This is a genomic window from Streptococcus huangxiaojuni (genome assembly GCF_040930515.1).
Classification (GTDB): Bacteria; Bacillota; Bacilli; order Lactobacillales; family Streptococcaceae; genus Streptococcus; species Streptococcus huangxiaojuni.
This window is the reverse complement of the sequence record NZ_JBFQEG010000008.1, coordinates 1-13644: the sequence shown is the minus strand read 5'-3', so window position 1 is coordinate 13644 and position 13644 is coordinate 1. Positions and strand designations below refer to the sequence as shown.

Annotated in this window: 9 protein-coding genes, 3 tRNA genes and 2 pseudogenes; 9 read left to right on the top strand and 5 right to left on the bottom strand. The window is 36.7% G+C overall.

The features are described 5' to 3' along the window. Positions 1-29: 29 nt before the first annotated feature. Entirely contained in the window at positions 30-1052 is a 1023-nt protein-coding gene (trpS, locus tag AB3329_RS06050; RefSeq protein ID WP_368394869.1) for a tryptophan--tRNA ligase, read from the bottom strand. 202 nt (positions 1053-1254) lie between these two features. Between trpS and AB3329_RS06045 the strand changes: the two genes are divergently transcribed. Further along, complete coding sequence (locus AB3329_RS06045) at positions 1255-2874, top strand: ABC-F family ATP-binding cassette domain-containing protein (RefSeq protein WP_368394868.1); 1620 nt, start codon at positions 1255-1257, stop codon at positions 2872-2874. Positions 2875-2994: 120 nt separating this feature from the next. Beyond that, positions 2995-5601, top strand: a complete 2607-nt coding sequence (locus AB3329_RS06040) for a YfhO family protein (protein ID WP_438272898.1) — start codon at positions 2995-2997, stop codon at positions 5599-5601. Between the two features lie 170 nt (positions 5602-5771). Here the strand turns inward: AB3329_RS06040 and AB3329_RS06035 are convergent. Then, a tRNA-Asn gene (locus AB3329_RS06035) sits at positions 5772-5845 on the bottom strand. A gap of 32 nt (positions 5846-5877) precedes the next feature. Further along, positions 5878-5949 (bottom strand) — tRNA-Glu (locus AB3329_RS06030). A gap of 132 nt (positions 5950-6081) precedes the next feature. Here AB3329_RS06030 and AB3329_RS06025 point away from each other — a divergent pair. Further along, a tRNA-Arg gene (locus tag AB3329_RS06025) sits at positions 6082-6155 on the top strand. 223 nt (positions 6156-6378) lie between these two features. Here AB3329_RS06025 and rlmH read toward each other — a convergent pair. Further along, positions 6379-6858, bottom strand: coding sequence for a 23S rRNA (pseudouridine(1915)-N(3))-methyltransferase RlmH (gene rlmH / locus AB3329_RS06020; RefSeq protein ID WP_368394866.1), 480 nt, complete (start codon positions 6856-6858; stop codon positions 6379-6381). A gap of 215 nt (positions 6859-7073) precedes the next feature. Here rlmH and AB3329_RS06015 point away from each other — a divergent pair, with 215 nt between their 5' ends. The 6 genes and pseudogenes from AB3329_RS06015 (at position 7074) to AB3329_RS05990 (ending at position 13153) form a co-directional block, all read left to right on the top strand. Further along, on the top strand, positions 7074-8255 hold the full coding sequence (locus AB3329_RS06015; RefSeq protein WP_368394864.1) for a S1C family serine protease: 1182 nt from the start codon (positions 7074-7076) through the stop codon (positions 8253-8255). A 128-nt stretch (positions 8256-8383) separates the two neighbouring features. Then, the gene (locus AB3329_RS06010) at positions 8384-9151 is read left to right on the top strand and encodes a ParB/RepB/Spo0J family partition protein (RefSeq protein WP_368394862.1); all 768 of its coding nucleotides are present in this window, start codon (positions 8384-8386) and stop codon (positions 9149-9151) included. Between the two features lie 203 nt (positions 9152-9354). Beyond that, positions 9355-10719, top strand: coding sequence for a chromosomal replication initiator protein DnaA (gene dnaA / locus AB3329_RS06005; RefSeq protein WP_368394861.1), 1365 nt, complete (start codon positions 9355-9357; stop codon positions 10717-10719). 155 nt (positions 10720-10874) lie between these two features. After that, the gene (gene dnaN, locus AB3329_RS06000; RefSeq protein ID WP_368394860.1) at positions 10875-12008 is read left to right on the top strand and encodes a DNA polymerase III subunit beta; all 1134 of its coding nucleotides are present in this window, start codon (positions 10875-10877) and stop codon (positions 12006-12008) included. 43 nt (positions 12009-12051) lie between these two features. After that, positions 12052-12878, top strand: a pseudogene (locus tag AB3329_RS05995) (diacylglycerol/lipid kinase family protein). A 68-nt stretch (positions 12879-12946) separates the two neighbouring features. Further along, positions 12947-13153, top strand: coding sequence for a DUF951 domain-containing protein (locus AB3329_RS05990; protein ID WP_368394859.1), 207 nt, complete (start codon positions 12947-12949; stop codon positions 13151-13153). 249 nt (positions 13154-13402) lie between these two features. Here the strand turns inward: AB3329_RS05990 and AB3329_RS05985 are convergent. Beyond that, positions 13403-13644 (bottom strand): annotated as a pseudogene (locus tag AB3329_RS05985) (IS110 family transposase); the annotation flags it as partial.

Sequence of the window (13644 nt, the reverse complement as noted above, 5' to 3'; positions counted from 1 at the left end):
TTTTGGCCTCGTCCCATTAAAAACTGTTTTTAAAAATAATTAATCCCCATTGCCGCTTTCACTTCAGATAAAGTCTGACCTGCAACGGACCGGGCTTTTTCACTTCCTTTTTTAAGCATATTAAAGACTTCTCCCATATCTTTAGCATAATCCAACCGGCGTTTACGTATAGGAGCTAGCTCGGCTTCTAAAATTTCAAGCAAATAGCGCTTTGTCTTAACATCACCAAGCCCTCCTCTTTGGTAATGTTCTTTCATTGATCCAATTTCTGCTTTGTTTTCCTCTGGAGCAAAAATATCCAAATAATGAAAAACCATATTTCCTTCAATTTTTCCAGGATCTTCAACATGAATATGCTGGGGATCAGTATACATACTCATCACTTTTTTTCTAAGGGTATCGGCATCATCACTAAGATAAATCCCATTTCCCAGCGATTTAGACATCTTGGCATTGCCATCAAGGCCAGGCAAACGGCCGGCAGATTCATTTTCAGGGAAAATACCTTCTGGTTCAACCAAAACATCAGTTTGATAAGTGTGGTTAAAGCTGCGTACAATTTCACGTGTTTGCTCAATCATTGGTTTCTGATCATTTCCAACAGGAACATAATTTGCTTTAAAGGCAGTAATATCTGCTGCTTGAGAGATAGGATAAACCAAAAAACCTGTCGGAATAGATTCACCAAAACCTTTTTGCGCTATTTCAGATTTTACTGTCGGATTGCGTTCCAGCCGCGCTAATGAAACCAGATTCATATAATACATAGTTAATTCAGCTAATTCTGGTATTTGGCTTTGAATAAAAATCGTCGATTTATCCGGTTCAAGACCGACAGATAAATAATCTAAAGCAACACTGCCGATAGATTCTCGAATTTTTTCTGCATTTTTTGCATGATCCGTCAAAGCTTGCTGGTCAGCTAAAAAAACAAACATCTCATATTTATCTTCATTTTGCAAAAGCACACGATTTTTAAGACTGCCAACATAATGGCCTAAATGTAATTTCCCTGTCGGACGGTCCCCCGTAAGAATAATAGGTTTTGTCATGATATACTCCTAAGCTCTAATAGTAATATTATAACATAACCTGGCTGAGATGTTAGGCCAACATTTATAAAATGAAATAGAGCAGTACATATTACATTTGTATAAACACAAAAATACAGCAAAAACGCGGAAATCTTGAAAAAGCTAATCTTTTTCTGTAGAATGGATAAGATATAAGATAAAAGAAATAAGAGGTGAAAAATTGTTAGCAGTATCAGATGTGTCACTGCGATTCAGTGACAGAACATTATTCGATAAAGTCAATATTAATTTTACAGCGGGGAATACTTACGGACTGATTGGTGCTAATGGGGCCGGAAAATCGACGTTTTTAAAGATTTTGGCCGGAGATGTGGAACCAACAACAGGGCAAGTTATACTGGATCCCAACGAGCGACTGTCTGTACTTCGGCAAAATCATTTTGACTATGAAGACGAACGTGCAATTGACGTTGTCATTATGGGAAATGAACAGCTTTATAAAATTATGAAAGAAAAAGATGCTATCTATCTAAAGGGTGATTTTTCTGAAGAAGATGGTGTCCGTGCTGCTGAGTTAGAGGAACAGTTTGCAGAAGCCGGCGGCTGGGAAGCTGAAAATGAAGCTGCTCAGCTTTTGCAAAATCTTAATATTAAAGAAGAACTGCATTATCAAAATATGAGTGAACTTTCAAACAGTGATAAAGTAAAAGTATTGCTGGCAAAAGCTCTTTTTGGCAAACCTGATGTGCTCTTGCTTGACGAACCTACAAACGGGCTCGATATTCAATCTATCACTTGGCTGGAAGATTTCCTTATCGATTTTGAAAACACTGTTATTGTGGTATCCCATGATCGCCATTTCCTCAACAAAGTTTGTACACATATGGCTGATCTCGATTTTGGAAAAATTCAAATTTTTGTCGGCAATTATGATTTCTGGAAAGAGTCTTCAGAACTTGCTGCTCGCCTTCAGGCTGACCGTAACGCAAAAGCAGAAGAAAAAATTAAAGAGCTGCAGGAATTTATTGCACGTTTTTCTGCTAATGCGTCAAAATCCAAACAAGCGACATCCCGTAAAAAGATGCTGGATAAAATTGAACTGGAAGAAATTGTACCTTCAAGCCGTAAATACCCATTTATCAAATTCCAGTCCGAACGTGAAATAGGCAATGATTTACTGACTGTTGAGAATCTTTCTGTCAAAATGGATGGTGAAACAGTCATTGATAATATCAGTTTTATTCTTCGGCCTGGAGACAAAACAGCTATAATTGGCCAAAATGACATACAAACTACAGCTCTTCTGCGTGCTTTAATGGATGATATTGACTATGAAGGAACTGTAAAGTGGGGGATTACTACCAGCCGCTCCTATTTACCAAAAGATAATTCAAAAATTTTTGCTTCTGATGAAACGATTCTTGAGTGGCTTCGGCAATTTGCTGACAAAGAAGAGAATGATAACACTTTTCTTCGTGGTTTTCTGGGACGCATGCTTTTTTCTGGAGATGAAGTTAACAAATCTGTTAATGTCCTTTCAGGGGGAGAAAAAGTGCGCGTGATGTTGGCAAAATTAATGCTTCTAAAAGCTAATGTTCTTGTACTTGATGACCCAACAAACCATTTAGATTTGGAATCTATTTCGAGCCTCAATGATGGTCTCAAAGATTTTAAAGAATCCATTATTTTTACCAGCCATGACCATGAATTCATTCAAACCTTAGCTAACCATATCGTCGTTATTTCCAAAAACGGCAGCATAGACCGTGTTGATGAAAGTTATGACGAATTTCTTGAAAACACTGAACTGCAAAATAGAATAAAAACTCTTTGGAAGTAAGAATTATTTTCCTCTGTAATTAAAAAAACAGTTTTTGGATGCAAACAGTCAGCCTGATTCATCAAATAGCAGCAAGAGCATTTCTCCTAAAATCGCAGTAATGTAGGATAAGGAAAGGATATGATGACTATTTTAAAAAAATACAGTACTGTTCTTTATTATTCAGCCAGTTTCTTACTTCCTTTTTCCATTATAGTTTTGGTTCTGCTCAGTCAAAATATTTTTTGGGGGAGTGAGACAACTATTTTAGCAAGCGATGGCTTTCACCAATATGTTATTTTTGCTCAGAATCTGCGAAACATTTTGCATGGAAAAGACAGTATTTTTTATACATTTACCAGTGGTTTGGGGCTTAACTTTTATGCTTTGATGAGTTATTATCTAGGCAGTTTTCTGTCCCCCTTTGTTTACTTCTTTAATTTAGAAAATATGGCAGATGCCATTTACCTTTTTACTATCATTAAATTTGGCCTAATCGGTTTAAGCAGTTACTTTAGTTTAATCAGACTTTACCCTAAAAATAAAAAAATCATCAGCTTAATTTTATCCACTTCTTATGCCTTAATGAGTTTTGCTGTCAGTCAAACTGAGATTATCATGTGGCTGGATGTTTTTATGCTGCTGCCACTTATTATTCTCGGACTGAATCGTTTGATGGAAAAAAGAAAATGTCTTCTTTACTATGTCAGTCTGACCATTTTATTTATTCAAAATTACTATTTTGGCTATATGGTCGCTATCTTTCTGACTCTCTATTTTTTAGTTCAGCTGACTTGGCAGCTTCAAGCTAAACCTGTCCTAAGAAAAATCAGAGACTTTACAGTTGTGTCAATCTTGTCAACCTTGTCAAGTTCATTAATGCTGCTGCCTACCTATTTAGACCTGTCAACGCATGGTGAAGAGTACAGCAGTTTGACAAAATGGTTGACAGATAATTCTTGGTATTTGGACTTCTTTGCTAAAAATATCGTTGGCGCATATGATACTACTAAGTTTGGAGCTATCCCTATGATCTATGTAGGGCTATTTCCACTCATATTTGCTCTTCTCTTTTTTACCATAAAATCTATCAAAAAATCAGTACGAGTAGCCTATGCTGCTTTATTCTTCTTTTTTATCATCAGCTTTTATTTAGAACCTTTAGATTTATTATGGCAGGGAATGCATGCTCCTAATATGTTTTTACATCGGTATGCTTGGCTGTTATCGTTTTTTATTGTTCTATTGGCAGCAGAAAGTCTTTCCAGAATTTCTGAAATTACCTTTAAACACTATCTTTTCCCTCTTGTTTTTCTAGCGGCTGGCTTCGGAGCAACTCTTTTTTTCAGCAGTCGTTACGATTTTTTACAGCCTATTCATTTCATTTTAACCTTAGCTTTTCTCACAGCTTATGCTATTATTTTGATAAGTTTTTCAAAAAAACAGCTCCCTTACCCCTTAATGCTCAGCTTTACACTTTTGTTTACAATTTTTGAAATTTCTTTAAACACTTACTATCAAATTAATGCTTTAGGAAATGAGTGGGTCTTTCCTTCACGTGAAGGCTATCAAAAAAACAGCTCTGGCATTGACAGTCTTGTAAACTACGCAGAAGAGCAGAACAACACTTTCTTTCGTATGGAAAGACTTCTTCCGCAAACTGGAAATGACAGTATGAAGTTTAATTATAACGGCATTTCACAGTTTTCTTCTATCCGCAACCGGGCTTCCAGTTCAACCTTGGACCGCTTAGGTTACAAATCTGATGGGACCAATCTTAACCTTCGCTACCAAAATAACACATTGATTATGGACAGTCTTTTAGGCGTTAAGTATAACCTTTCTGAAAATCTTATCAACAAATTTGGGTTTACCTTACTGACTGAAAAAGACGGTGTGTTTTTATACGAGAATGCATTCGCAGCCCAGCTGGCCTTTTTAACGCAAGAACCTTATAAGAATATTTCTTTTACTGTCAATACCTTAGATAATCAAACCAAATTACTCAATCGCCTTACTGGTCTTTCTTATCATTATTTCAACCGGCTTCCGGCACAAATGATAGGACAGGGAAACAGTCTTGGAAACAGAATAACCGTTTCTAGTGAAAATCAAATGACGACAATTACCTACAGAGTCAATGTTCCTGAACAGAGTCAGCTTTATGTCAGCATGCCCAATATTGATTTTGTAAATGACAGCAGTGACACTGTGATAATTAATGTTAATGACAGATCCTATTACTATACAACCGATAATGCTTACAGTTTTTTTGATATCGGAGCCTTTGCAAATGAACAGAGTGTGGACATCAGCTTTACTTTCCCAGAAAATAAACAAGTTTCTTTTGATCATCCTAACTTTTACGCCTTAAACCTTAACAATTATCAAGAAGCAATGACTATTATCAATGATCAAAAAGTCCATGTGACAACAAAGGCAAATAAAGTTACAGCAAGATATTCAGCAGACCAAGACAGCTCATTATTGTTTACTATTCCTTATGATAAAGGCTGGACTGCCATCCAAAACGGGAAAAAAGTAAAACTTTCCAAAGCACAAAATGGTTTTATGAAAGTTAATGTTTCAAAAGGACAAGGGACCGTAACCTTATCCTTTATTCCAAATGGCTTTAAAGAAGGGCTGGGGCTTTCTTGCCTTGGCTTAATCGGATTTGTGCTGTATGCGTTCCTAATCAAAAAGCACAATCGCACAGGACCTAGAAACGGTTCAAAAAGCAATTTTTAAGTATGATTTTGCAAATGAGCTACGCAGGCCTTCTGCCCCTCCTAGCAAAAGCAGATTTCTATTTGCTTTATTTCTTAACAGCATTTATATTTTAAAAAAAGAGTTAGGTGATTGATTTCACCTAACTCTTTTATATAAAACCAGTAGTTACTACTTGGCTTGTCTTATCACTCCGGCAGTAGGACTCGAACCTACGACATCATGATTAACAGTCATGCGCTACTACCAACTGAGCTATGCCGGATAAAGAAAAACTGCCCCGCAGTATTCTTTCGATAGTCCGTACGGGATTCGAACCCGTGTTACCGCCGTGAAAAGGCGGTGTCTTAACCCCTTGACCAACGGACCAAATTTTTAAAAGTGTTTTTCCTCAACACTCTTACTATTATATCAAAATAAAATGATTTGTCTATACTTTTTATAAATTTTTTCTTTTTGTTGACACAGGAGCTGATAGTTTGGTAAAATATACAAGCTGAGGGTCTCATAGCTCAGCTGGATAGAGCATTCGCCTTCTAAGCGAACGGTCGCAGGTTCGAATCCTGCTGAGATCAAAAAGAGGTTCGGAACTCATGTTCCGAACCTTTTGGTTTTTAAATCCCCAGTAGATTATGTCCTGTTTAATTGTAAAAATCTGCTTAGATCGTGCGGCAACCATGATATACTTATTCAGCTAAGGCTTAAGAATCGGGAAAAAGAGAAAGTCATTAACTATAAATTTGCTTTTTGCGGTTCTATTTTACAGCATAAAAAATGTTTCACGTGAAACATTTTTTGCTATTTGTGATAAGGACTTCCCTGCTGAATCATAAAAGCACGATAAATTTGTTCTGTCAGTACCAACCGCATCAGCTGGTGCGGCAAAGTGAGCAAGCCGAAACTCATCAAAAAATCAGCTCTTTTCTTAATAACAGGAGCTAAACCTAAACTGCCGCCGATAATAAAAGTAATATCTGAATAACCTTTAAAAGCAATATCTTTAAAAAGCTGGCTGAAATCCTCGGAAGAAAGCTCTTGACCTTCTATAGCCAGAGCGATGACATAATCACGCGCACCTAGTTTTAAAATAATTCTTTCTGCTTCTTTTTCTAAAATCTTTTGTTTTTCAGCCGGACTGGTCTTATTGCCAATCGGTTCATCAGGCAGTTCTATTATTTCAACTTTGGTATGGGACTTTAAGCGTTTTAGGTACTCAGCCATTCCATCTTTTAGATAAGTTTCTTTTAACTTGCCAACGGTAATCAATTTTATTTTCATGAGTCTATTTTAGCATACTACTGAACTTTTCACATCTTATCCACACTGCTTAATGTGCCGACTGGGATTTGTTTTGGTTGTTTTATCGCTAAAAATTAACATTAATAAAAAGTTATCCACAACTTGTGGATACTTTCTTTTTTCGCTTTTTTAAGGTATAATTAAGCCAGTTTTGATATTTTTTAAGTCCATATTAGAGAGGCGGAGGTATAAAAGTGAAAAAAATAAAGTTCTGGTTGCTTCCATTACTGATTATAATAGCCGGAATTATTGGTGGAATTTTAGGAGCAACTGTTACAAATTATCTCAACAATCACCCGGTAAGCACTACAACAAAAACAAGCAATGTGACTTACAATAATACTACTGACACAACAGAGGCTGTTAAAACAATCCAAAATGCTGTAGTTTCTGTAGTTAACTACCAAAAAGCATCTTCTTCAGATATGTACAGTGATATATTTGGCGGAGACAGCAACTCAGCATCAGACAATGATTCAGATTTGCAAGTTTTCAGTGAAGGTTCCGGTGTCATTTATAAAAAAGACGGAGATTCAGCCTACGTTGTCACCAATAATCACGTTATTGACGGAGCAGAGCAGATTGAAATCCTTTTGGCTGACGGAACAAAAGTGGTAGGAAAACTGGTTGGTGCAGATACCTACTCTGATTTAGCAGTTGTTCAAATCTCTTCTGAAAATGTAACGACTGTAGCCGATTTTGCCGACTCTTCTAAAATTAATGTCGGAGAAATTGCTATTGCTATTGGCAGCCCATTAGGTACAGACTATGCTAATTCTGTTACTCAAGGAATTGTATCCAGTCTGAGCCGTACTGTAACACTTACTAACGATAGTGGTGAAACAATTTCGACAAATGCTATTCAAACAGATGCAGCGATTAATCCAGGTAATTCCGGCGGTGCTTTGATTAATATTGAAGGACAGGTTATCGGTATCAATTCAAGCAAGATTTCCTCAACATCAAACAGTGAATCTGTTGAAGGGATGGGATTTGCTATTCCTTCCAATGATGTTGTAAAAATTATTAATCAGCTTGAAGAAAACGGTGAAGTTGTTCGTCCGGCTCTAGGTATCTCTATGGCTAATTTAAGTGATTTATCAACTAGTGTTATTAATAAGCTGAATATTCCTGAAAGTGTAACAAACGGCATTGTGGTTGGTTCTGTGCAATCTGACATGCCAGCCAGCGGCAAATTAGAGCAGTACGATGTTATCACTGAAATTGACGGACAAGAAGTTACTTCTACCAGTGACCTTCAAAGTATTCTTTACGATCATGAGATTGGTGATTCTGTCAAAGTAACCTTCTATCGCGGAAACGATAAGAAGACTGTAACAATTGACCTGACAAAAACCACTCAGGATTTGTCATAATTAAGAGAAAACTTCGCGATAGACTGCGGTTCATTTTAATTAAAAATAAACAGTAATTGTGGGTGGGAAGAAGTCATTGTTTACATTGCTTCAGCTTCCCACTTTTTTATTTGATATTGAGGAGTGCTATGACTGAAAAGTTAGAATGGGTTGCTATTGATGATATTATCCCAAATCCGTATCAACCAAGGATTCATTTCGATGAAAAAGAATTGCTAGAACTTTCAGCTTCTATAAAAGCAAATGGGCTTATCCAGCCTCTTATTGTTCGAAAATCAAAGATATTCGGTTATGAACTGATTGCTGGGGAACGGCGGCTGAAAGCTGCTAAATTAGCACATTTATCAAAAGTTCCGGTAATTGTGAAAATAATTTCTGATAATGAAAGCATGCAGCAGGCTGTTATTGAAAATCTGCAGCGTTCCGATCTTAATCCAATCGAAGAAGCTAAGGCCTATCAGCAATTAATCGAAAAAGACGGAATGACCCACGATGAACTGGCTCGTTTAATGGGAAAATCACGGCCCTATATTACTAATACAATTCGATTGTTAAATCTTCCTGAACAGATAATTGAGGCTGTAGAAAAAAAAGAATTATCTCAGGGGCATGCCAGAGTCTTGTTAACAGTCGAAAATGCTGAATTACAAAATGAGTGGTTTGAGAAAATTATCAAACAAAGCTTAAGTGTCAGACAAATCGAAAAAGCACTTAAATCTACAAAAAAACAAAAACAAGTTGAAAAAGACCTTTTCATAAAAAATAAAGAAGAAGAACTGTCTCAATTACTGGGAACAAAGGTCTCTCTCTCAATGCAAAAAAAAGAAGCAGGTGTTTTAAAAATCTATTTTCAGTCAGAAGAAGAATTCAACAGAATTATAGACAGCCTTTCTTAGTGTGTGAATAGAGAAGGCTATAATGACAGATCTATCCACAGTATAACAAACCTTTAAATGCTTTTATCACCTGATATCAGCTCCTTTTCCACATTCTGTGGATAACTTTTATTGACATTGTGCATTCTTTTTTAGCAGCTTGTGGAAAACTTTATTTTTTTGTGATAGAATGAAGGGAGAATGAGTCGCAAGAGGAACCTATAATGACTGAAACTGAAAATGAACAAATTTTTTGGAATAGGATCTTAGAACTGGCTAAAAGTCAATTAAAACAGGCAACTTATGAATTTTTTGTTTTGGACGCTAAGTTAATAAAAATTGAAAATCAAGTTGCCATTATTTATCTTGACCGCATGAAAGAGCTATTTTGGGAAAAAAATCTCAAGCCTGTTATTTTAACAGCCGGTTTTGAAATTTTTAACGCTGAAATCTCGGTCGAATATGTTTACGATGAGCAAGCAGCCATTCAAGAAGAGCAGCCTGTTTCAGAGCAGAGCAGAAGTTATTCTGCGCCAGCTACTTTAGCACCTATCCAATCAGACTTAAATCCAAAATATACATTTGACAATTTTATTCAGGGAGATGAAAACCGCTGGGCGGTGGCTGCTTCGATTGCTGTCGCAAATACTCCGGGAACAACCTATAACCCTCTCTTTATATGGGGAGGGCCGGGTCTTGGGAAAACTCATCTGCTGAATGCGATTGGAAATTCTGTTTTGCAGGATAAGCCAAATGCTCGCATAAAATATATTACAGCGGAAAATTTTATCAATGAATTTGTTGTTCATATTCGTTTGGACACAATGGATGAATTAAAAGAAAAATTTCGAAATCTTGATATCCTTCTGATTGATGATATTCAGTCACTGGCCAAAAAAACATTATCGGGAACACAGGAAGAATTCTTTAATACCTTTAATACTCTTCATAACCATAATAAACAAATTGTTTTGACAAGCGATCGCACACCTGATCACCTCAATGATTTGGAGCAGAGGCTTGTCACGCGCTTTAAATGGGGACTGACAGTGAATATCACTCCTCCTGATTTTGAAACGCGTGTAGCTATTTTAACTAATAAAATTCAAGAATATAATTTCATATTTCCTCAAGATACTATCGAATATTTGGCAGGACAGTTCGATTCCAATGTTCGAGATTTGGAAGGTGCCCTGAAGGATATCAGTCTAGTAGCAAACTTTAAACAGATTGATACAATAACTGTTGATATTGCTGCAGAAGCCATCAGAGCGCGTAAACAGGACAGTCCTAACAGAATCACTGTCATACCGATTGAAGAAATCCAAAGCCAAGTTGGTAAATTTTATGGGGTTACTGTAAAAGAAATTAAAGCAACGAAACGGACTCAGGATATTGTCTTGGCCCGTCAGGTAGCTATGTTTCTTGCCCGTGAGATGACTGACAACAGCCTTCCGAAAATTGGCAAAGAGTTTGGCGGACGGGATCACTCAACTGTGCTCCATGCCTATAACAAAATAAAAAATATGATTTCCCAAGATGACGGCCTGCGCATTGAGATTGAAACGATAAAGAACAAAATAAAATAGCAGTGGATAAAGGACTTGGTTCTGCTTGTTTTTTCCACAAGTTGTGAACAAGTTTTATCCTTAGAAACAACTCTATTTACCTGCTTTATGCACTATATACACAGGACCTACTACTACTACTACTAAATTAATACTTATAAAATAAAGGAGTTCTCATGATAAATTTCTCAATAAATAAAACTCTTTTTCTTCAAGCTCTAAATGCTACAAAAAGAGCTATAGCCTCAAAAAATGCTATTCCTATCCTCTCCACTGTAAAAATTGAAGTCAATACTCACGATATCACATTAACAGGCTCAAATGGACAAATCTCAATTGAAAATACTATTCCGGTTTCAGATGAGAATGCTGGTCTGTTAATTACTTCACCAGGGGCTGTCCTCTTAGAGGCAAACTTTTTTATTAACATTATTTCTAGCTTGCCGGATCTAACTTTAGAATTTAGAGAAATTGACCACCATCAGGTTGTTCTGACCAGCGGAAAATCAGAAATTACACTCAAAGGGAAAGATGTGGAACAATATCCGCGCCTTCAAGAAATAGCTACTGACAATCCTCTTGTTTTAGAGACAAAATTGCTGAAGTCAATTATTTCTGAAACAGCTTTTGCAGCCAGTCTGCAGGAAAGCCGGCCTATTTTAACCGGTGTGCATATTATGCTCAATAATAAAGTATTTAAAGCTGTTGCTACAGATTCACATCGCATGAGTCAGCGTCAGGTTACGTTAGATAATGCAGCCAGTGATTTTGATGTCGTTATCCCAAGTAAGTCATTACGTGAGTTTGCCGGAGTTTTCACTGATGATATTGAAACTGTAGAAGTTTTCTTTTCAGCCAGTCAGATACTTTTCAGAAGTGAACATATCAGTTTTTATACACGTCTGCTTGAAGGAAATTACCCAGATACTGACCGGCTGTTAGTAAAAACATTTGAAACAGAAGTTACTTTTAATACCGCTGATTTGCGCTCTGCTATGGAACGGGCCCATCTTATTTCAAATGCTACTCAAAACGGAACAGTAAAACTTGAAATCGTGGATAATAGCGTTTCAGCCCATGTAAATTCACCTGAAGTCGGTAAGGTCAATGAAGAGTTAGATACTGTCAGCCAGTCAGGAAGTGATTTGACAATCAGCTTTAATCCAACTTACTTAATTGAGGCACTAAAAGCTCTTAAAAGTGAAGAAGTCCTTATTCGCTTTATCTCTCCTGTCCGTCCCTTTACCTTAACCCCTACAGATAACAAAGAAGATTTTGTTCAGCTGATTACGCCTGTGCGTACAAATTAAGAGGCTCCCTAATGGGAGTTTTTTTGTTATAATAACAATTATTATGACAATCTATATTATTGCTAATCCTCATGCGGGCTGCCATCAGGCCAGATTAATTGTTGAGCAGATCAAGGAGCTGTCATCAGCGCAAGATATAAAAAGTTTTTATACACGCTATAAAGATGATGAGCGCAGACAGGTAAACACAATTCTTCAAGACTTTCAGGAAAAAGACTTTCTTTTGATTATTGGGGGAGATGGGACACTTTCAAAGGTGCTTTACTATTTGCCTGAGAATATCCCCTTTGCTTATTATCCGACTGGCTCAGGAAATGATTTTGCGCGTGCCTTAGCTATACCATCTAATTTAAATTCTATGCTTACCTTAATTCAAAGTAGAAGCGTAAGAGAGATGACAGTATTTGTATATGAAAAGGGTCTTTTGTTAAATAGTTTGGATGTCGGTTTTGCAGCCCGAGTTATCCACAAAGCTGAAGGATCAGCATTAAAAACAATTCTTAATAAATATCGTTTAGGCAGATTAACTTACCTTGCTGTGGCAGCATTAAGCATTATAATAAAAGTTTTTTCTTCTCGCTGGCTAACAACACTTACTTTGGCGGGGGAATTATGATTTGGCCGACTGCCAGTGTTTTTGACAAAAAATTGGATTTTATTTATGCTAGAGGTGAGACTTTTAGCCGACGTATCCGAATTTTGTTAGCCCTTGTTTTGAAAAAACATCAAAAATCCCCTTATCTTCATCATGAAAAAATAGAAGAAGTGTCTTTAAAGATGCCAAAAGATACCTTGATTGAAATTGATGGCGAAATAGTCACTACCGAAAAGATAACTTTAAAAGCTCAAAAACGCTATATTTATTTATAAAAGGTAAAGAGGATCCTGTCCTTTGCCTTATTTTGACCTGAGTCAATCTTAATGAAGGAGTAAAATAAATGTCTAGCTACGAAATTGGCAGTTTAGTTGAAATGAAAAAGCCCCATGCCTGTACAGTGAAAGCAACTGGAAAAAAGGCAAATAAATGGGAAATCATACGAATCGGAGCCGATATAAAAATCAAATGCACTAATTGTGAACATGTTGTTATGATGAGCCGGCATGATTTTGAGTATAAATTAAAGAAAGTTCTTTCGCAACCCTAAGAATGTTGATAAAGTAACGTTTTTACAATAATAGGCAACTGCTAGTAGCCTAAATTTTACTTATCCTGCTTCATATTTGCTGGCAGATAGTCAATTTTTTTCCTAAAATATTATTAAAAAAGTCTAGTGGTAAAAAGTCAAGATAAAGTTGTCAAAACTTTAGTTAACTTTCAGTAAACTAGGGTGCACTAAAAACACCTAGCGAAAAATGACATTTTTCACTAGCTTGACCAAGGACATGTGCAGATACTAGCTATCTTGCATAGGCCTCCTTGGTGGCGTATAGAGTTGGCGGTTGCGTAGTAGCGCATCCACCAGACGCACAAATTTTCTAGCGGTTAAGACGATGGCTCGTTTGTGTTGGTGTTTAGGAACTTCTTGATACTTCTTCTTGTAAAAGGCTTTGTATTCGTCATCATAGCGCCTCACCGAGTTGGCGGCTTCAACTAAGTAATAACGGAGATAGCGATTGCCTCGTTTGACAAGGTCAG